Raw genomic sequence first — 20,711 nt, forward strand, 5'->3', positions numbered from 1 at the left:
TCCAACCAAGTGAGCAACTTCACTTGATCAAAGATCTAAGGCTAGAATGATGGAATTCCAACCTTAGTTTGCAAATAGCCCTTCTTTATTGCAGCCAACACACTTATAGATGCCTTCATAATCACATTTCTCGCCAGGTTTATGTATTTTATCGAACGCCGGGTTGGCCTCTTGTACTTGTGCTTTATTACCACTCCTAACTAAAGCCATTCTTTTTACCGTACTAGGACAGGGTGAGATTACCCATGATTTATGTATGGTTATTTGGCTGGATTTCAAGTTGCCACGGGTGAATTTTTATTCTTTTACCTGTGTAAAATGGTATGGAGCTTGTCGGGGGGATTGTTCCTGTCTTGTCTCATTTATTTCCAAAACGTCTCATCTATTTCCAAAAATGACAGCCTCCTCCCACCAGCGCCACCGCCGATGCACTGTGGTGCGGGGAGCGAAATGGCCGGGTACGCCAATCCTGGCAACCTCGAGCCAGGCCGCCGATGGAGTGAATGGCTGCGGTCTGCTGTGCCTCCTCATCGGCCAACGGCGGCAGAATGCCGGGTAGCCGACTGGCCAACATGCTTTTGCCGGTTCCAGGTGGGCCGAGAAACAAGAGGTGATGCTGGCCACTGGCGGCAATTTCTAGCGCCCGCTTGCCGGTTTGCTGACCGATCACATCTTGCAAGTCGGCGCAGTATGCCTCCGTGTGACTGAGGTCTGACATCTGTGCCTGCGGCAGCTCAGTCTGACCGGCGAGCCAGGCGCTGAGGTGCAACAGGCTGTCACAGGTATAAACCTGAGCCGAGGTGATGAGTCCGGCCTCCTGACCATTGGCCGTTGGCAGGACTAGCATCCGCTGGGCTCGCTGGGCAGCAAGAATGGCCGGGATAGCACCGAGCACCGGGCGGACGGCTCCGGTAAGTGCCAGCTCGCCGAGAAATTCGCAGCCAGAGAGCTTCTGCCCGGGAAGTTGGCCGGAAGCCACCAGAATGCCGATGGCAATCGCCAGATCGAAACGCCCCCCTTCCTTGGGAAGATCGGCGGGAGCTAGGTTTACCGTGATATGAGCGGCCGGGAAGGTGAAGTTGCCATTGATGATGGCGCTGCGTACCCGGTCCCTGGCCTCTTTCACCGAAGTTTCAGGGAGCCCGACGATGCTGAGGGCTGGCAGGCCATTGCTGATATGAACTTCGACACTGACCAGCGGCGCCTGGATGCCTAGGCTGGCACGGCTAAAAACAACAGCTAATGACATGAATTGGCCACTCCTTGAAATAAAATTCTGACGGGTCATTTATATATGGAGTTTAGTGTTGGTTTAGTGGCTGTCAGCTGGCGGTTTTCAGTGGTATGTCACAGCAAAAAGAGTTGTGTTAAAAAAAATCATGTGCTAGTTGTAGAGGCCGGATGCCGCTGGAAGCGGCAAGAATCAAGGTTTTTGGATATCTCATGCGCAGCCTTATCGTCGTCAGCATTATTATCGTGGACCTAGTGGTGGTGATTATTCCACCGCTCGGGGCGAGATTGGCTGACGTCAGGTAGGTTCCAGACATCCAGAAACGCAGCAAACGACCCCCGAGGCTCAAAAGCTCGGGGGTTTTTTTTCAGCCACGCGATGGCGCTCAGCACAAGGACGTAAACGATGAATGGGGCTCAGTACATAGTCAACGCATTGCACCAGCAGGGAGTCACCCAGGTATTCGGGTATCCGGGTGGTGCCATCATGCCGGTGTACGACGCTCTGTACGATGGTGGGATTCCGCATCTGTTGTGTCGTCATGAACAGGGCGCGGCCATGGCGGCCATCGGTTATGCCCGCAGTACTCGTCAGGTTGGGGTCTGTATCGCTACCTCGGGACCGGGGGCGACCAATCTGATCACCGGTCTGGCGGATGCCATGCTGGACTCCGTACCTGTTGTGGCTATTACCGGTCAGGTCGGCCGTGATTTTATCGGTACCGATGCGTTTCAGGAGATTGATGTGCTCGGCATGTCGCTCTCCTGTACCAAACACTCCTTCATGGTCACAAATCCGGAAGAGCTGGGGGCTGTGATCGCCGAAGCGTTCCAGATCGCCCGTTCCGGTCGTCCAGGCCCTGTGCTCATCGATGTGCCCAAGGATGTACAGATGGCGTTGGTCGAGGCGAAGCCGGTGATGCATCTGGTGGATGAAACGGTTCCTTTGTGTGATTTGGCTCTGGCCGAGGCTCGTCGTTTGTTGGCTGCAGCCAGTAAACCCGTGTTGTATGTGGGTGGTGGTGTCGTGCTGGCGGATGCGGTGGATGAACTGCGCTCATTTGCCGCGACGACGGGTATGCCGGCGGTGACCACATTGAAGGGGATTGGTACCCTGGATCCGGCGAGTCCCTGGTTTTTAGGAATGCTGGGTATGCATGGCACCAAGGCGGCGAATCTGGCGGTGCAGGAGTCGGATCTGTTGCTGGTGGTCGGTGCTCGCTTCGATGATCGGGTAACCGGCAAGTTGGCAGCGTTTGCTCCCCATGCCAAGGTGATCCATCTCGATGTGGACGCTGCTGAATTGGGTAAGCGGCGCGCCGTGCACGTGAGCCTGCAGGCGGATTTCAAGCAAGTGTTGCCGGCGCTGGCCATGCCTCTGCAGGTGATGGCGTGGCAGGATCACTGCCTGACCATGCGCGAGCAGTTTGCTTGGCGCTATGACCATCCTGGCGACACCATCTATGCCCCCTTACTGCTGAAGCAGCTGAGTGATGCCTTGCCGGAAAATACCGTGGTTACCAGCGATGTGGGGCAGCATCAGATGTGGGTCGCCCAGCATATGCAGTTCCAGAGTCCTCGGAATCACATCTCCAGTTCGGGTCTGGGCACCATGGGCTTTGGCTTGCCTGCTGCAGTGGGTGCCAAGGTGGCTCGCCCTCAGGATGAGGTGGTGCTGGTGAGCGGAGATGGCTCCTTCATGATGAATGTGCAGGAGCTGGGTACTCTGCGTCGCGCCCAGTTACCGGTCAAGATGGTGCTGCTCGATAATCAGCGTCTGGGGATGGTGCGGCAATGGCAGGAGTTGTTCTTCGACGGCCGTTTCAGTGAAACCATACTCACCGATAATCCGGATTTTGTTTGTATGGCCTCGGCCTTCGGCATTCCGGGAGAAACCATCAGCCGCAAAGAGGAGGTAGCGCCAGCGCTGGCACGTCTGCTGGCTAGCCCTACCGCCTATCTGTTGCACGTCTCGATTTCTGCAGATGACAATGTCTGGCCTCTGGTACCACCCGGGGTCGCAAACGAACACATGTTGGAGGCCAAACCATGAAACAGCACCAAGTCACTATTTTCGCCCAGCCGCGTCCTGAATTACTCGAGCGCGTGTTGCGTGTGGTGCGGCATCGTGGCTTCCAGCTGTCGGCCATCAATATGGCGCCGCAGTCCGATTGCCAAGAGCTGCGGATAACGGTTACTGTCGCAAGCGAACGACCGATCCAGCTGTTGCTGTCGCAACTGACGAAGTTGATCGATGTCTTGCAGGTTGATACTCAGGCGCTGGACGTAGCGTCGCAGGAAGCTTTTCAGATCCGGGCTTAATGAAAGGAATACATAGCAATGGCACAGACCACTAAATATATCTGGTTTAACGGCGAGCTGGTTGAATGGGACAAGGCTCAAGTTCACGTCATGACGCATGCATTGCACTACGGCTCTTCCGTGTTCGAAGGCATCCGTGCCTACGATACGCCGAATGGTCCGGCTATTTTCCGACTGAAGGAGCATATCCAGCGGCTGTTTGATTCGGCCAAGATCTACTGGATGGATATGCCCTATAGCAAGGAAGCCATCTGCGAGGCGTGCCGCGAGATCGTGCGGGCCAACGACCTGAAATCCGGCTATCTGCGTCCGCTGGCTTTCGTCGGCAACGTGGGTCTGGGTCTGCACCCGCCCAAGGATGCCCATACCGTTGTGATGATCGGTGCTCTGCCCTGGGGAGCCTATCTGGGCGAAGAGGGGTTGAAGAACGGCGTCGATGTGGCGGTTTCGTCCTGGAATCGACTGGCACCGAATACCATTCCGACCGGCGCCAAGGCGGGCGGCAACTACCTCTCCTCCCAACTCATCTCCCGTGAAGCCAAGCGTCACGGTTATGCCGAAGGGATTGCCCTGGATGTGAATGGTTACCTGAGTGAAGGGGCGGGCGAGAACCTGTTCCTCATCAAAAATGGCATCGTTCATACCACACCTGCGACTTCGGCGATCCTGCCAGGCATCACCCGCGATACCATCATCACTCTGGCTCGCGAGTTGGGCTATACCGTCAAGGAAGAGGCGCTGCCTCGCGAGGCGCTTTATCTGGCCGACGAGATCTTCATGACCGGCACCGCCGCCGAAGTGACGCCGGTGCGCTCCGTCGACAAGATCCAGGTCGGTGCCGGTTGCCGGGGCCCGATCACCGAACAGCTGCAGAAAGCCTTCTTCGGCCTGTTCAATGGTGAGACCGCTGACAAATGGGGTTGGTTGACCCCGGTTCACGATTAATCCGTATGGAGGCGCCTGGCGCCTCCATTATTTTTGTTGTTCGAGAGTGTCTCCATAAACTCTCTTCGTTGTCCCGCTAGCGGGTGCACGCAGAGGCCAGTTTTTCGAGCCGCTTTTATGGATCATATTGCCGCATTCAGGGAGAGTTTCATGCCTAAGTACCGTTCCGCTACCACCACCCAAGGCCGTAACATGGCCGGAGCCCGCGCCCTGTGGCGTGCCACCGGTATGACCGATGATGACTTCAACAAGCCGATCATCGCCGTGGTCAACTCCTTCACCCAGTTCGTGCCGGGTCACGTGCACCTCAAGGATTTGGGGCAGCTGGTGGCGCGGGAGATCGAAGCGGCCGGTGGGGTTGCCAAGGAGTTCAATACCATTGCCGTGGATGACGGTATCGCCATGGGCCATGGTGGCATGCTCTACTCCCTGCCGAGTCGTGAACTGATCGCCGATTCTGTCGAATACATGGCTAACGCCCACTGTGCCGATGCCCTGGTCTGTATCTCCAACTGCGACAAGATCACCCCGGGTATGATGATGGCGGCCATGCGGCTGAACATCCCGGCGATCTTTGTCTCCGGTGGTCCGATGGAAGCGGGTAAAACCAAGCTCTCGGATCAACTGATCAAACTGGATCTGGTGGATGCCATGGTGATGGCCGCTGACAGCAAGGTCAGTGATGAAGATACCGCCGCCGTCGAGCGCAGCGCCTGCCCGACCTGTGGCTCTTGCTCCGGCATGTTCACCGCCAACTCCATGAACTGCCTGACCGAAGCCTTAGGGCTTTCCCAGCCGGGGAATGGCTCCCTGTTGGCGACCCATGCCGACCGCGAGTTGCTGTTCAAGAGCGCGGGTCGCCGCATCGTCGAGCTGGCCAAGCGTTACTACGAACAGGATGATGCCTCCGTTTTGCCGCGCGCCATCGCCAACAAGCAGGCGTTCGAGAACGCCATGACCCTGGATATCGCCATGGGGGGCTCGACCAATACCGTGCTGCACTTGCTGGCCTCAGCTCAGGAAGGCGGCGTCGATTTCACCATGGAGGATATCGATCGGTTATCGCGCCGGGTGCCACACCTGTGCAAAGTGGCGCCATCGACCCAGAAATATCATATGGAAGATGTGCATCGCGCCGGTGGTGTCGTCGGCATTCTTGGCGAGCTGGAGCGGGCCGGTCTGTTGCATACCGAGGTGCACAACGTCTTGGGTCTGAGCCTGGCGGAATTGCTGGAAGCCTATGATGTGACCCGTGGTGCTTCGGCACTGGTCAAGGATTTTTATCGCGCTGGGCCGGCCGGGGTGCGCACCACCAAAGCCTTCAGTCAGGATTGTCGCTGGCCGGATCTGGATGTGGATCGTCAGGAAGGTTGCATCCGCTCCAAGGCCCACGCTTACAGTCAGGATGGTGGCTTGGCGGTACTCTCCGGCAATCTGGCGTTGAATGGCTGTATCGTCAAGACTGCCGGGGTGGATGAGTCCAACCTGATTTTCTCCGGCCCGGCCCGGGTGTACGAGAGTCAGGACGATGCCGTCGCCGGGATCCTCGGTGGTGAGGTCAAAGCCGGTGATGTGGTAGTGATCCGCTACGAAGGTCCCAAGGGCGGTCCTGGGATGCAGGAAATGCTCTATCCGACCTCCTATCTGAAGTCCATGGGCCTCGGCAAGGCCTGTGCCTTGATCACCGATGGCCGTTTCTCCGGTGGTACTTCCGGTCTTTCCATTGGCCACGTTTCGCCGGAAGCGGCAGCAGGGGGCAATATCGGGCTGGTTGAGAATGGCGACATCATCAACATTCATATCCCTGAGCGCCGAATCGAAATTGCCATCACAGATGCCGAGTTGGCAAGCCGTCGTGCGGCCATGCAGGCCAAGGGCAAAGCAGCCTGGAAGCCTGTGTCTCGTGAGCGTGCGGTCTCTTATGCCCTGAAGGCGTATGCCATGCTGGCGACCAGTGCCGACAAGGGTGCGGTGCGGGATCGCAGTAAGCTGGAGGAGTAATGATGTACAGTTCCCAACCGGATGCCGGTGAGTATCTGCGCAAGATCCTGTTGTCTCCCGTGTACGAGGTGGCGAAAGTCACCCCGTTGCAGGTGTTGAAGAAGCTGTCAGACCGCCTGGGTAATCACGTGGTGCTCAAGCGGGAGGATCTGCAGCCTGTGCACTCGTTCAAGTTGCGCGGAGCTTATAACAAGATCGCCGGCCTGAATGAAGAGCAGCGGGTTCGGGGGGTGATTGCCGCCTCGGCTGGCAATCACGCCCAGGGGGTCGCGCTCTCTGGCGCCAAATTGAATATCAAGGCGATTATCGTCATGCCGACGACTACGCCGGATATCAAGATCGATGCCGTGCGGCGCATGGGCGGTAATGTGTTGCTGTTTGGCAACAGCTTTGACGAGGCTTATGCCGAGAGCCGTCGGTTGGCCGAGCTGCACGGTTATACCCTGATCCCGCCGTTCGACGATGCCGATGTCATCGCTGGGCAAGGCACCATTGGCCGTGAGTTGCTGGAGCAGGATACCCGCTTGACTCACGTCTTCGTGCCGGTGGGCGGCGGCGGTCTGGCAGCCGGGGTCGCTGTCTATATCAAGCAACTGTTGCCTGAGGTCAAGGTGATCGGCGTCGAGGCGGAAGGCTCGGCCTGTTTGGTCGCCGCACTCGCCGCGGATACGCCGGTGAATCTGGAGCGTGTTTCGCTGTTTGCCGATGGTGTCGCCGTCAAACGTATCGGCGAAGAGACCTTCCGTCTGTGCCGGGACTATCTGGATGAGGTGATTACCGTCAGCAATGACGAGATCTGTGCCGCGCTCAAGGATATCTTCGAGGATACCCGCGCCATTGCCGAACCCTCCGGGGCTTTGTCATTGGCTGGGCTGAAAAAGTTCGCCGAGGAGCGCCAGGTGGTGGGAGGACGGATGGCAGCCATCCTCTCCGGGGCCAACGTCAACTTCCACAGCCTGCGCTATGTCTCCGAGCGCTGCGAGGTGGGGGAAAAACGCGAGGGCATGCTGGCGGTGACGATCCCGGAGCGTAAGGGGGCCTTCCTGGAGTTCTGTCAGCGGTTGGGCAAACGGGTGGTCACCGAGTTCAACTATCGCTACTCCTCTAGCGACAAGGCGACGCTGTTTGTCGGGGTTCGCCTGTCTCGCGGCAGTGAAGAGCTTAAACAGATCATCGATGAGCTGCAGGCTGCCGCCTATCCGGTCATCAATATGACCGATAACGATCTGGCCAAGAACCATGTGCGCTATATGGTCGGCGGTCGTCCCTGTTCTTCGCTCACCGAGCATTTGCTGAGCTTTGAATTCCCTGAACAACCCGGTGCGCTGATGCGTTTTCTGGAAACTTTAGGCAGCCATTGGAACATTACCCTGTTCCACTACCGCAATCACGGTGCCGATTATGGACGTGTGCTTTGTGCCTTCGAGCTGACGTCGGAGCGTCTGCCGGAATTTCACCAGCATCTGCACGAACTGGGTTATGTCTGGCACGACGTTTCTGCCGATCCTGCCTACCAGCTGTTCCTGGCGCCCTGAGGTCGGGGAGTGCGTTGTTATGATGGAAGAGGCCTACGGGCCTCTTTTGTTTTGCAGATTGGTAGCAGACGAGCCAATATGGCTCTGACTTTAGTCTGCCGATGATATTTTTGCGTAGAGCTTAACTGCAACCTAATGGCTCCATAATGGCTGACTGACGCCGCAATCCTGGTTGCTATCATGTGCCGCATGCCGTTTGAGATACATAACATCTGAATCATTGCGTATTTGAGGAGTTGAGAATTCATGAACCGATCCGCCATTGCCATTGTGCTCGCCCTGTTGGGTTGTCATGCCCATGCTGAATTTAATCCCATCCCCAAGGAGAGCGGATTTTCCGGCTACGGTCTGGTGGGTGCTGGCTATACCGACGTCAATTCCAACGTATTGGTCGGGCCCAAGAAGAGCGAAAGCCAGCGTTTGAGTTCTCTGGATTCTCAGGCCAGCAGTGATGGGGTCGGTCTGGATTTGAATCTGGACCTGCGCTACACCTTCGCCGACAGTCGCACCCAGGTCTATCTGGGCAACCTGATCCAGGATGCAGTGACGCTGGATTTTACCCAGCAGCTGGGGGTGCGTACCGAAATGGCTGACAAGGGCATTGGCTCCATCGCCTACGTCTTCTCCGGTATCCCGGGCGCCGTGTGGTCGGATCCTTACCAGACCGGGAGTGATCGGGACGATACCGATCGGGAATCTCAAGGGGTGCGTCTGGGTTGGGATAATATCTGGGGTAGCAACTTTGCTGCTAACTACACCTACCGCCAGGTGGACATTGATAATGAGCAGAGTGGCGCGAGCATCACCACCTTGACCGCTGCCGAACGTGCGCAACTGGATCGCAATGGCAATATCAGCGCGGTGAACCTCTCCTATAACTGGTTTGGGCCCAAGGGCAGCATTCTGTCACCTTCGGTGACCTATACCCGCAATGAAGCGGATGGCGATGCTGTGAGTTATGACCGCATCAGTGGCCAGCTTTCCTATGCGCTGATGCAGGCGCAATACACCCTGATCACCAACCTGGTGGTGAATCAGCTGCAATACGATGAAGTCAACCCGGTGTTTGGTGAGAAGGTCGATGCGACCGAGTGGGGCCTGAATGCCAATTTCTTCTGGAACAAGCTGGCCGGCGTCGACAAACTGAGCGCTGTTTTCTCTGCGAGCTATGGCGAGTCGGATGCCAATGTCGACTTTTTTGACGGTGATATGAGTCGTCTCAGTGCCGGTCTGCTCTACAAGTTCTGAGGCGGATGAGTCTCTAATCAGGCGGCGCATTGCGCCGCCTTTTTCGTGCCTGTTTAGGAGCGGCCCAGCTCCCGGCTCAGGGTCTCGCAACCGAGTTTGAGCTGCAGTAAGGCATCATCCGTCAGGCTGAGCTGGCAGCGCATCGCCTCCGGGATCTCTGCGGCCTGTTGTCGTAGCGCCTGTCCTGCTGCAGTGAGCACTAACACGCGGACGCGCTCATCGTTTTCCCGGCGGCCTCGGGTCACTAAGCCTTTGGCTTCCAGGCGTTTGAGCAGAGGTGTCAAAGTGCCGGAATCCAGATGCAACTGCTCGCCCAGTTGCTTGACGCTCACCCCATCCTCTTGCCACAACACCAGCAGCGCCAGGTATTGTGGGTAGGTCAGATCCAGCTGCTCCAGCCAGGGGCGATAGGCGCGGATCATGGCGTTGGTGGCGCTATACAGCGCAAAGCAGAGCTGGTTTTCCAGCCGCAACTGCTGGGGGCTATTCGACATGGAAACTCCGGAAAATAATATTGCACACAATTTAGTTGCGTTCATTGTAGCTCAGGTGTACAAAGAAAAGGAAATAAATTGCACACAATTGAATTGTGTAATCAAACTATCGTATTCACAGAGGAAGACCCCCATGACTGCACTTTATACTGCCCGCGCCACTGCCACATCCGGTCGTAATGGCCATGTCGAGAGCTCAGACGGTTTGCTCTCCCTGGAGTTGGGATACCCCAAAGAGTTGGGAGGTAACGGCTGGCAACCAACCCGGAACAGATGTTTGCAGGGGGTTATGCGGCCTGTTTTTCCAACGCCATTCTGTTTGTCGCCAAACAGCAGAAGCAGGAGTTGAGTGCGGCACCGGTTGCAGCCGAGGTCGGTTTGCATCAGGGCGCTAGCGGCTTTGCCTTGAGCGTCAAGCTCGCTGTGACGCTGGATTTACCCCGTGATACGGCGCAGGCATTGGTTACTGCCGCTCATCAGGTTTGCCCCTATTCCAATGCTGTCCGTGGCAATATCGAGGTCCAAGTCACCGTCAATGGTGAGCCTCTAGCGGGCTGATTTGTGGCTCTAGTGAGCCCTTATTGGCCATTAATCTGTTTCTGAACCAGGGCTCCAGCGGCTGATTCTAGCGCTGGAGCCGGAGTGTTTTCTGGCGACTCGGATGAGGTTGCCCCTCTCTTTTTCTCTCTCTGCCTCGGCGGGTTGGTTGTCAAGCTGGTGCGTTGGCACGCTTTTGGTGCACTTTATTTAACCATTCGAAAAACAAATTCTTTGTTCGAATGTCATCAGCTTCTGAATGGTCATTCCGCGAGCCTGCATTTTGCGGGAAAACCAACAAGTCAATCGGAAAAAATAGAACTGTTGGTGAAAAGTCAATGATCCAGCTCCGCTCGGCACTTCAGTAAGAAATCCCATTAAATACAATTCATTAACATCCGTGTAACGTCAGAATGTCTCAAAATGACCGACAAATAAGCAATTCGAAATTATTTGTTTGTGAATAGATCACAAATTGGTCACTTTATTGCTTCATAACAGGGGTGGGCAGCGGTTAGCCCGGTTCCAGATCATGACGGCGAACACCTGGATTTAACATTTTTCGCTGTCTTTCGTTCGAAGAGGCTAAGGAGAAGCATCATGCGGATCAGTATTTTTGGTATGGGTTATGTCGGTGCCGTATGCGCCGCCTGCATGGCTCAACGGGGCCACACCATTATCGGCGTTGACGTCTCGCAAGAGAAGGTTGCCATGGTCAACGCGGGCAAGTCCCCGATCGTCGAGCCAGGACTGGATGAGTTACTGGCTGCCGGTAAAGCGGCCGGTCGGATTTCGGCCACCACCAACTACATGGATGCCATCTACAACAGTGACATCACCTTTATCGCCGTGCCCACACCGAGCCTAAAGAATGGTGATTTGAGTCTGGATTATATCGAAGCGGTCTCCCGGGAAATCGGGTACGCTCTGCGTGACAAAAAAGAGCGTCATACCGTGATAGTCCGTAGCACAGTGCTGCCGGGGACTGTGCTCAAGGTGGTCAAACCGATCCTTGAGGATTGCTCGCAGAAGAAGGCCGGTGTCGACTTTGGCCTCGGTATCAATCCGGAGTTCTTGCGCGAAAGCACCGCGATCCGCGATTACGACGAGCCACCGATGACAGTGGTCGGAGCCTTCGATGACGAGACCGCTCGCGTCATGGCCCAGCTCTACAGTGACCTCAGTGCGCCGTTCATCTGCAAGCCGATCGAAATTGCCGAGATGATCAAATATACCTGCAACGTCTGGCATGCCACCAAGGTCGCCTTTGCCAATGAAATCGGCAGCATCGCCAAGGCGGTGGGGGTTGATGGCCGTGAGGTGATGGATGTGGTTTGTCAGGATCACAAGCTCAACCTCTCCCGCTACTACATGAAACCCGGCTTCGCCTTCGGCGGCTCCTGCCTGCCCAAGGATGTGCGCGCGCTGAACTATCGGGCGGGCAAGTTGGATGTCAAAACCCCCCTGATCTCGTCGATCATGCCGAGCAATGAAAATCAGGTGCGTCGGGCGTTCGACATCATTGAAGGCCTGGGCAAGCGCAATATCGGCATGCTGGGTTTGAGCTTCAAGGCGGAAACCGACGATCTGCGGGAGAGTCCGCTGGTCGAGCTGGCCGAGATGCTGATTGGTAAGGGCTACAAGCTGTCGATTTTCGACCGCAACGTCTCCTTTGCCAGTGTGCATGGTGCGAACAAAGACTATATCCACGGCAAGATCCCCCATGTCTCGTCGTTGCTGGCGCAGGATGAACACCAACTGATGGCCGAGTCGGATGTACTGGTGCTGGGGAATCAGGACAAAAGCTTCCTGTCGATGCTGGAGTCCTGGCCGGATGACAAGTACCTGGTGGATCTGACCGGTTTCATGACCCATCCGTCCGATGCGAACAAGCAGGGTATCTGCTGGTAAGCGAGGTGCCCCATGACATGGATGCAACGGTTCAATGGCTGGATGTTACTCATCGGTACCTTGATGGGACTGGCTCTGCTAGTCCCACCCCAGGTGTTTGATGCGCATCATGCCCAATTTCTCTTGTTGGTGGGTGCGGTCGGCCTCTGGCGCTATAGCGTCGGACTGACCCACTACGTGCGCGGCCTCTGGTTTCGCTATGTGATTTTTCCGCGTCACAAGCGGCAGGCACTGGTCGCGTTGCAGGAGCAACCTCCATCGCACATCTATTTGATGGTGACCAGTTTCCGTATCGATGCCTTGACGACCGCCATGGTGTATCAGGCGGTGATCCGTGAGGCCATCGACTGCGGGTATCCCGCCACTGTGGTGGCGTCCATCGTCGAGCTCTCTGACGAGTTGCTGGTCAAGGCGTTATGGCAGCAAGCGATGCCACCGGAAGACCGAGTACAGCTGACCTTTGTGCGCATTCCCGGTACGGGGAAGCGCGATGGTTTGGCCAACGGGTTTCGGGCCATAGCCCGCGACCTGCCGGATGATCGAGCACTGGTGGCCGTAGTCGATGGCGATACGGTCCTGGAGCCCGGAATCATGGGTTTGACCGTACCCTATTTTTCACTGTTCCCCCAGGTTGGTGCGCTGACCACCAACGAGTACTGCGATGTGCTCGGTAGTTACTGGATGAGTGAGTGGCACAAGCTGCGCTTCGCCCAGCGGCACATCAACATGTGTTCGATGGCGTTGTCCAAGCGGGTGCTAACGCTGACCGGCCGTATGTCCCTGTTTCGGGCCAGTGTCGTGACCTCAGCGGCGTTTATCGACGATGTGGAAAACGACCACCTGGATCACTGGCGCTTGGGCCGTTTCAAGTTCCTGACCGGGGATGACAAGTCCAGCTGGTTCAGTTTGATGCGCCAAGGCTGGGATACCTATTACGTCCCGGATGCGGCGATCACCACGGTGGAGCATCCGCCAGATCGCAACTTCTTCCGTGCTGCCCGGCAGTTGATGTTCCGTTGGTATGGCAACTCGCTGCGGCAGAACTCCCGGGCCACGCGGTTAGGACTGCGGCGCTTGGGAATCTTTACCTACTACGTACTACTGGATCAACGGTTATCGATGTGGACCAGCATGCTGGGGCTGACGGCAGCTGTGATTGCCAGCTTGAAGTACTCAGCCGTGTATCTGGCGATTTATCTGCTGTGGATTGGTCTGACGAGAACCCTCGTCACTCTGATGCTGCTGGCCTCCGGCCACCGTATCGGTCCGGCATTTCCACTGATGTTGTACTTCAACCAGATCGTCGGCTCCATGGTGAAGATTTATGTGGTGTTTCGGCTGGATCGGCAGTCCTGGACGCGGCAGAGCACCAAGCTCAGTCACGATCACGGGGTCTTCCAGGCCTGGTTTAATCGCTGGTCGACCTACGCGATGACCTTTTCGGCGGTCAGCGTGTTTGTAGCGGTCGTGCTGCACATGGTGTGAACAAAGGAGTGGGTCCGGGGGACTGAATAGCAGCCTCCCGGCACTCTGGCAGGAATGATTCCGACTAAGGAAGGACAAACAAAATGGCAACTCCCAATTTGAATCTGGTTCATGAAAACGAGGCGCAACGACGCCATGCCCGTGTCCGGATGCCGGCGCGGATTATCGTCAATGATGGCCACGGTGCCCAGTTTGCCCTCGAGGTGAATGACCTGTCGGCCAGTGGTTTCAGTGTCGTGGATAGCAAATCACTGCTCAAGGTGGAGGGGCGCTATCAAGGACGCTTACTGTTCAATTTCGATGCCGTGGAATTTGTGCTCAATGTGCAGTTCCAGGTAGCGAACTATATGGCTGACCAGCAACGTTTTGGCTGTGAGTTTCATGATCTGGGTAGCCATGAAATATCGACCCTGCGCTTGCTGATCACCAAGTTCCTCGGTGGCGAAATCACCCAGGTGGCCGACGTGCTGTCGACCATGAACCGGGACAACTTCACCAAGCCGCGCAAGGCACAAACCAGCGCCGGTCTGACCGGATGGCAGCGGGTTCGCGCTGTGACCGTGAGCCTAGTGTCATTGGCCATTGGCCTGAGTGCGTTTAGTTACATTCTCTTCCAGCTGTATCAGACCTACTTCGTCACCGTGGCGCGCAGTGCCGTGGTATCGCAGCCTTCGGTGACGTTGCCTGCGGTGAGCGAGGGCACGTTGAGCTATCTGGTGAAGCCGGGGGATATGGTCAAACGGAACGCGCCGCTGGCCAAAATTACCTCTCCCTTGGCCAACCTGTTGCCCGGCATGCTGAGTAAAACCCAGATGGATGCCACCCAACTCAAGAGTCTGCTGCAGGCTGATTTAACCCAAGTGCTGAATAGTCCCTGCGATTGTCGGGTGCAGAGTCTGGCGGTCGCCGATGGCCTGTTTACCAACAAGGGCGAGCCGTTATTGACCCTGGTGCCTGTTGGCAGCCAACCCGAAGTTCTGGCTCGTTTTGATTATCAGGTCGATGACCAATTACAGATCGGTCAGCCGGTGACATTGCAGTTACCGGGAACTGAGGCCGCCGTTTCCGGCGTCATCCAGCAGCTGAAGGTGGTCGGTGATCTGTCCGACGGCAATCTACTGACCCAGGGTGGTTTGCTGGCCACGATTCGTCCCGATGCCCCGCTGGCGGAGAGCTGGCTAAATCAACCGGTGCAAGTCTCGATTGATGGCTTGGGCGGTTGGAAATGGCCCGCAGAGTGGACTTGGTAGGAGCATACGCAGATGAGCAGTCAGGCACGGAAGGCCATGCTGCTGCTGACGGGGATGTTGGCCGGTTGCAGTGTCATGGATGTGAATTTGGCGCGCCAACAGCTCGCCAGTGGCGATAGCGCTCAGGTGGCTAAGGCGGAGGCGGATCTGACCCTCTTATCCACCCGCGGCTATCAGGACGCCACACTGGCGTTGGCGCAATGGCGTGGCAGCCAGGGCGATCTGCAGGGGCTGGCGCAAGTAAAAGCACAACTGCAGCCAGCGGAATTACCCGCGCGGGATGGGAATGCCGAGCTGCGCTATCTGCGTTGGCTGGTTCCCGCCACCGTCTGGGTGCCGGACTGGATCCCGGAGGCTGAACAACGGCTGCGCTTGCGGCAACAACAGCAGCAAGATGTTTTTGAGTTGCAAATGAAGCTATACGCCCAGCATCCGACCCGGTTGGATGCCAAGGCTCTGGCGCCTGAGTTCAAGCAACTCAACCGTGATCAGCTGCTGTCAGCCGATCTCTGGTTAAGAGCCCAGTTACGGCTACCGGTATTGCAGGAGTCGGCAGAGTCGGCCGATCTGCAACAGGCCTGTGCGGTGACGCCGAGCGGAGAGCCCTTGTTGCACTGCTTCGAGGTGCAACTGGATTGGTTGCGGCGTGGTAAGAGTGGCCCAGTCAGCGATATCGAGACCTGGAAACAGGCGGTCAGCGAGGAGTACCAGCAAGGCCAGCTGACGGTCGTCGAGTTGAGCAGTCTGCTCGACGATCTGGTCAGTTCGCGTCCGAATGGCCCGCAGCTTCCGGTCGCTACCGAGTTGGGGCGTCTGGCCATTGAGCAACCGGCGATTGCTTTGCGTCTCTATGACTTGCTGCTCGATCAACCCGGTCAGGAATCTGAAACGGCGGAGATGGAGCGTCATCTGCAGGAGTTGGGGAAGGCAGGCGAGATCCGGGCCTATGTGCTGCTGGGTCGCCTCTACACCCAGAGTCCGCGACGTACCCCGGATCTGGTCAAGGCGCAGACCTTCTTACAACAGGGAGTAGCAGACCCGGAAGGTGCTTATTGGCTGGGACGGATGAATCTGAGTGGCCAACTGGGCGAGGCGACAACGGAACGGGTGAATCGAGGTGTCACTCTGCTGATTGCGGCGGCTCGAGGCGGTTATCGACCGGCGGATAACTATCTGGCCGAGTTGTTTGCTACCGGAGCCGGAGTGAAGCGCAATCCCGTGTATGGCTATGTTTTTTCCGAGTTGGTGCTGAGCCGTTCCGAATCCGCAGGCATCAAGCGCATCCGCGCTGGATTGAGCCTGACACCGACGGAGCAACAGCAAGCGCAACAACTGCTGCAGCAAGAGATCCATTATCGCAGCCTGTCTGCGCAAGATGGTCCTGCCGTGCAAATGACCAAAGTTGCCGCGGCCGAGAATGAGGAGCAGGGATGAAACGAAATCCGATAGTTCTGGTGCTACTGGGCTGGATGGCCGGGGCACAGAGTACACAAGCGGCCGTGGAGCCGGGGCTTATCTTCAGCGGTGACAGTCAACGCAGCGATGTAACTCACCCAAAACAAAGCGTTGATGCGCTGTCGGTGGAAGGCCAACTGCGCTGGAGTGAGCAATGGAACCTCGAACAGAGTAGCTATCTGGATGTGCGGGCTTTTCTTTCCAACGAAGAGACGGCGCTACGCGACGAAGAGGTTGGGCGTTCGGCGGGCAGTCAATCTGATAAATATCTGGCTCTGCGCCAGCTGTGGTGGCGTTATCAGCCGCTTAACTGGACCGGATTTCCTGGCGAATCCCTGACGGTGGGGTTGCAACGTCAGCAGAGTGAGGACAGTAACTGGTGGGATGCCAATCTGGAGTCTCTGGGCTGGCGTCTGCAAACCTCGACCACCAAGGCCTCGCTGGCCGTCGGCGAACGCTTGGATACCTACCGCACCGACGATAGTGAACTCGATCCCTATGATGACCACAAGTTACGGGTTTTCGGCGAACTGCTGCAGGACTGGCGTCCCTACCAGGCGCTGACCGGGCGCTTCATGTATGCCACGCAAAGTGGGCAGGACGTGGAAGATTTTAGTACCGGCGATCCGCAGGGAGTGAATGGCAACTGGCTGTGGCTGGGTGTGGGCGCAACCTCGGAATGGTTCAATCGTCGCCAGCCTGCGCAGCCGTGGGCCTACCACCTGGAGTGGACCTGGTTGCAAGGGGAGGCTGACTTTCTGCCCTCATCCAGTGCCGGTAGCCGTAATTATGATTTGAACGCCTCGGCTCTGGATGCTGGCGTGCGCTACGACTTCTATCTGCCGCAACGGTTGGCCGTGGGGTTGCAGTATGCCTACGGCAGTGGCGGTGCCGATGCGGATAGTTCCGATGTGTTTGTGCAGACCGGATTGAACAGCAATCGGCAGCGCTTCCTGGGCAATCGGCAGTCGCTCTACCGCCTGAACGATGTGCTGCGGGCGGATCTGAGTAATTTGCAGCAATGGTCATTGTTTGTCGGCGCGGAGCCGCTGACGGATCTGGAGCTGGGGGCCGCGTTCTCCTGGTTGCGTCGCAATGATGCGGCGTTGCCGGTGTACAGCCTGGGTACTCCGCTGCCCGTGACACTCAATGGCAGTAATGACATCGGCCAAGGCGCGGACATGGTGGCGAGCTGGTACTTCCATTCGCTGCTGGATAACCCGCAGGAGGGACGCGTTCGTTTGCGTGGCTCCGTCTTCGAAACCGGTGCGGCTTTTGCCGACGATGGTCAGTGGGAGCATCGCTGGGTGCTTGATCTGATGCTCAACTTCTAGGGATGGGGAATGCCATGACACAAGGACTCAGAACGTGGTGGATAGTCCTGTTGGTATGGAGTGGTGCTGTCTCGGCCACTCCGGAGTATCAACTGTCTGCGCCATCAGAAATCCCGGCGGCCCCACAGGTGGTGCTGCCGGATGTCAGTGGTTATACCGAAGCGGCGATCCGCGACAAACTCAAACCATGGTTGGGTAAACCCGGCCATGGTAGCGAAGAGCGAATGAGTGGCAGCGTCGAGACCCGCAAGTTTTTCCTGGGCGGTCGACTGAACATCTGGGCGGAGCGGCAAGGGCGTTTCCCACGCATCCTGTTTGTTCGCGGCGGTCTGGTGCGTCTGGATGCATTGGCCAAGCAGTTTCCGGAAGCCTTGGTGCAGCAACTGCCGGGTGTCTTTTTGGCACGGGTGCCGTTGGTGGTTTCCGCCGACGCCGCGTTGGTGATCGATGGCGGACAGACCCTGCGTCTGGCCGAGGATCGGGGGGCCTTCCTGGTTAATGCCGGTCGTTTCTTCCTGCTCAACAGCAAGTTGTTGGCCTGGCGCGAGAAAGAGCAGGTGCCGGCTACTTTCAGTGGCGATAAGAAAAAATTTCGCCCTTTCTATACCGCCTGGAGTGGCTCCGAAACCTATATGTATGGCAGCGAGATCTCCCATCTGGGCTCCGCCACCACCAAGGCTTACGGAGTATCCCTATCGGCCTTCAGTAAAGACGATAGTGTCTATGCGCCTGCCGATGTCGATATCAGCCGTCGTCCCACCGGCTGGCTGGTGGATAACCTGTTCTACGACATGTTCTACGGTTTCTACTCCTATGAAGCCGATGATGTGGTAATCCTGCGCAATCGCTACGAAGACAACTACTACTACGGGATTGACCCCCACGATCGCTCCCGTCGCCTGATCATTGCCGAGAATCGAGTCTGGGGTACCAAGGTGCGCCACGGCATCATCGGTTCGCGCGAAGTCAATGACAGCTTCATTTTCCGCAATATCAGCTTCAACAACCATCTGGCGGGGATCATGCTGGATCGGTTGAGCAACCATAACCTGGTGGCCTACAACACCACCTATGGCAATGGCAGTGATGGCATCGCCATGTACGAGAGTCACCACAACCTGATTTATGCCAACCAGGTGTACCAGAATGCGCACCACGGTATCCGCTTCCGTAACAGCCAGGATATTCGCATTGTCGACAACATGATCCTGAAAAATGGTCGTTATGGCGTCTATGGCCATATCAAGGATCTCTCCTATCAATCCTATCGCGATCTGGCTCTTGACCCCTATGAGGCTCGCTCTTCGGCACTGCTGAGTGGCGGTGTCATTGGCTTCAATCGCAGTGGTGCCGTCTACGCCGAAGCGACCGAACAGCTGATGTTCAGCAATCTGTTGCTGGAAGCGAACGGCGGCGGCAACCGGCCGTTACGTGGCGATCTGACCCCACTCTCTGCCGACATCTTGCAGGCAACGCAGGGTGAGCAGTGGGTGCGTTGGGCGCCGCAACCACCGACTGCCGTAGTCACCAATTGATGGGAGGACATTAGCCATGGTTTTTTCATCGACCTTTTTTCTGCTGGTGTTTTTGCCACTGTTCCTGGCGATCTATTACCTGACGCCGTTCCGTGGCCGCTCCATGGTCATACTGCTGGGCAGCTATGCCTTCTATGCCTGGTGGCGGGTAGATTTTCTTGGCCTGTTTATCGCTGCGACGCTATGGAACTACTGGGTGGGTATTCGCCTGGAATCGGCACTCGGCACCCCGCAGGCTAAACGCTGGTTGACCTTGGGGATCGGTGTCGATCTGGCGGTGCTGGCCTACTTTAAATACGCCGACTTCGGTATCGGTTCGCTGAATGGCTTGCTGACGGCCGTTGGTGGCGAGCCGCTGCCACTGCTGCATCTGCTGTTGCCGATCGGCATCTCCTTCTACGTCTTCGAATCCATCAGTTACTTGGTGGATGTCTACCGCAAAGAGATCCCGGCGACCCGTCGTCTGGATGATTTCGCGGCTTTCCTGGCGCTCTATCCCCATCTGATTGCCGGGCCCGTGATCCGCTTCCGTGACCTGGCGGCACAGTTTGCCCATCGCGAGCATACGCCGCAGCTGTTTGCGGCCGGGGTTGCTCGCTTCATGCAGGGCTTTATCAAGAAGGTGGTGATCGCCGACTCGGTGGCCACCATTGCCGATGCCTCGTTTGGTTTGAGCGATCCGACATTTGCCGATGCCTGGCTGGGCATTCTGGCCTACACCATCCAGCTCTACTTCGATTTCTCGGGGTACAGCGATATGGCGATTGGCCTGGGGATGATGATTGGCTTTCGGCTCAACGAAAACTTCAACCACCCCTATATCAGCCAGAGCATCACCGAATTCTGGCGCCGCTGGCATATCAGTCTGTCCACCTGGCTGCGGGACTATCTCTATATCCCGCTCGGTGGTAGCCGCGGCGGTACCTGGATGACTTACCGCAACCTGGTGCTGACCATGTTGCTGGGCGGGCTGTGGCACGGCGCCAACTGGACCTTTGTGCTGTGGGGGGGGTGGCATGGCCTGTGGCTGGCCATCGAGCGAGCATTGGGCTGGGGCAAGCAAACGAGCTTCCAACCTCTGAGCTGGGTGTTCACCCTGCTGTTGGTGATGGTGGGCTGGGTGCTGTTTCGCGCCCACAGCGTCGGCGAAGCCTTCGTCATGTACGCAGCCATGTTCTCCTGGCCCAGCCTGGCGTTGAGTCCGGATCTAAGTTTCTCCATCACCCGCATGTCCATGGCGTTGCTGGTGGTTGGCATCGTGGTGGTGCTGTGGAGCCTGCTGCCGAATCGGGTGCCGTCGCTGTTACGGCAGGCGGTACTGCGGCATGCCATGGCGTTGCAACTGGTGGTGCAAGTGCCGCTGTTCGCTCTGGCACTGGTGAAGCTGGTGGCATCCAGCTACTCCCCGTTCCTCTACTTCCAATTCTGA

General features: G+C 57.1%; 16 protein-coding genes and 1 pseudogene. 15 read left to right on the plus strand and 2 right to left on the minus strand.

The annotated features are described in order from the left end of the window. Positions 1 to 394: 394 nt before the first annotated feature. Positions 395 to 1,249, minus strand: a pseudogene (locus ACYVG7_RS18095) (YifB family Mg chelatase-like AAA ATPase); the annotation flags it as partial. 387 nt (positions 1,250 to 1,636) lie between these two features. On the opposite strand from ACYVG7_RS18095, the gene ilvG reads away from it, so the two are divergent. From ilvG to ACYVG7_RS18125, 6 genes are all read left to right on the plus strand, one after another. Next, a complete protein-coding gene (ilvG, locus tag ACYVG7_RS18100; RefSeq protein ID WP_460884491.1) occupies positions 1,637 to 3,283 on the plus strand; it encodes an acetolactate synthase 2 catalytic subunit in 1,647 nt (548 codons plus the stop codon). Next, positions 3,280 to 3,552, plus strand: coding sequence for an acetolactate synthase 2 small subunit (gene ilvM / locus ACYVG7_RS18105; protein ID WP_460884492.1), 273 nt, complete (start codon positions 3,280 to 3,282; stop codon positions 3,550 to 3,552). The genes ilvG and ilvM overlap by 4 nt, the downstream gene beginning before the upstream one ends. 18 nt (positions 3,553 to 3,570) lie before the next feature. Further along, positions 3,571 to 4,497, plus strand: a complete 927-nt coding sequence (locus tag ACYVG7_RS18110; RefSeq protein ID WP_460884493.1) for a branched-chain amino acid transaminase — start codon at positions 3,571 to 3,573, stop codon at positions 4,495 to 4,497. A gap of 150 nt (positions 4,498 to 4,647) precedes the next feature. Further along, on the plus strand, positions 4,648 to 6,498 hold the full coding sequence (gene ilvD, locus ACYVG7_RS18115; protein WP_460884494.1) for a dihydroxy-acid dehydratase: 1,851 nt from the start codon (positions 4,648 to 4,650) through the stop codon (positions 6,496 to 6,498). Positions 6,499 to 6,500: 2 nt separating this feature from the next. Continuing rightward, positions 6,501 to 8,033, plus strand: a complete 1,533-nt coding sequence (gene ilvA, locus ACYVG7_RS18120; RefSeq protein ID WP_460884531.1) for a threonine ammonia-lyase, biosynthetic — start codon at positions 6,501 to 6,503, stop codon at positions 8,031 to 8,033. 246 nt (positions 8,034 to 8,279) lie between these two features. Then, positions 8,280 to 9,281: a DUF2860 family protein gene (locus ACYVG7_RS18125; RefSeq protein ID WP_460884495.1), complete on the plus strand. Its 1,002-nt coding sequence runs from the start codon at positions 8,280 to 8,282 to the stop codon at positions 9,279 to 9,281. Positions 9,282 to 9,334: 53 nt separating this feature from the next. Here ACYVG7_RS18125 and ohrR read toward each other — a convergent pair whose 3' ends face one another. Next, the gene (ohrR, locus tag ACYVG7_RS18130) at positions 9,335 to 9,775 is read right to left on the minus strand and encodes a transcriptional regulator OhrR (protein ID WP_460884496.1); all 441 of its coding nucleotides are present in this window, start codon (positions 9,773 to 9,775) and stop codon (positions 9,335 to 9,337) included. A gap of 273 nt (positions 9,776 to 10,048) precedes the next feature. Here ohrR and ACYVG7_RS18135 point away from each other — a divergent pair, with 273 nt between their 5' ends. The 9 genes from ACYVG7_RS18135 to ACYVG7_RS18175 all read left to right on the plus strand — a co-directional run bounded on the left by ACYVG7_RS18135 (position 10,049) and on the right by ACYVG7_RS18175 (position 20,711). Then, on the plus strand, positions 10,049 to 10,333 hold the full coding sequence (locus tag ACYVG7_RS18135; RefSeq protein WP_460884497.1) for an Ohr family peroxiredoxin: 285 nt from the start codon (positions 10,049 to 10,051) through the stop codon (positions 10,331 to 10,333). Between the two features lie 84 nt (positions 10,334 to 10,417). Further along, the gene (locus tag ACYVG7_RS18140) at positions 10,418 to 10,654 is read left to right on the plus strand and encodes a hypothetical protein (RefSeq protein WP_460884498.1); all 237 of its coding nucleotides are present in this window, start codon (positions 10,418 to 10,420) and stop codon (positions 10,652 to 10,654) included. Positions 10,655 to 10,912: 258 nt separating this feature from the next. Continuing rightward, positions 10,913 to 12,223: a nucleotide sugar dehydrogenase gene (locus ACYVG7_RS18145; protein WP_460884499.1), complete on the plus strand. Its 1,311-nt coding sequence runs from the start codon at positions 10,913 to 10,915 to the stop codon at positions 12,221 to 12,223. A gap of 12 nt (positions 12,224 to 12,235) precedes the next feature. Further along, the gene (locus ACYVG7_RS18150) at positions 12,236 to 13,708 is read left to right on the plus strand and encodes a glycosyltransferase family 2 protein (RefSeq protein WP_460884500.1); all 1,473 of its coding nucleotides are present in this window, start codon (positions 12,236 to 12,238) and stop codon (positions 13,706 to 13,708) included. Positions 13,709 to 13,791: 83 nt separating this feature from the next. Beyond that, positions 13,792 to 14,958, plus strand: a complete 1,167-nt coding sequence (locus ACYVG7_RS18155; protein ID WP_460884501.1) for an HlyD family efflux transporter periplasmic adaptor subunit — start codon at positions 13,792 to 13,794, stop codon at positions 14,956 to 14,958. Positions 14,959 to 14,970: 12 nt separating this feature from the next. Further along, a complete protein-coding gene (locus ACYVG7_RS18160; protein ID WP_460884502.1) occupies positions 14,971 to 16,392 on the plus strand; it encodes an SEL1-like repeat protein in 1,422 nt (473 codons plus the stop codon). Next, positions 16,389 to 17,747, plus strand: coding sequence for an alginate export family protein (locus ACYVG7_RS18165; RefSeq protein ID WP_460884503.1), 1,359 nt, complete (start codon positions 16,389 to 16,391; stop codon positions 17,745 to 17,747). Before ACYVG7_RS18160 ends, ACYVG7_RS18165 begins: the two co-directional genes overlap by 4 nt. Positions 17,748 to 17,761: 14 nt before the next feature. Beyond that, on the plus strand, positions 17,762 to 19,282 hold the full coding sequence (locus tag ACYVG7_RS18170; RefSeq protein WP_460884504.1) for a NosD domain-containing protein: 1,521 nt from the start codon (positions 17,762 to 17,764) through the stop codon (positions 19,280 to 19,282). A 16-nt stretch (positions 19,283 to 19,298) separates the two neighbouring features. Next, positions 19,299 to 20,711, plus strand: coding sequence for an MBOAT family O-acyltransferase (locus ACYVG7_RS18175; RefSeq protein ID WP_460884505.1), 1,413 nt, complete (start codon positions 19,299 to 19,301; stop codon positions 20,709 to 20,711).

This window comes from Pseudaeromonas pectinilytica (assembly GCF_054780855.1).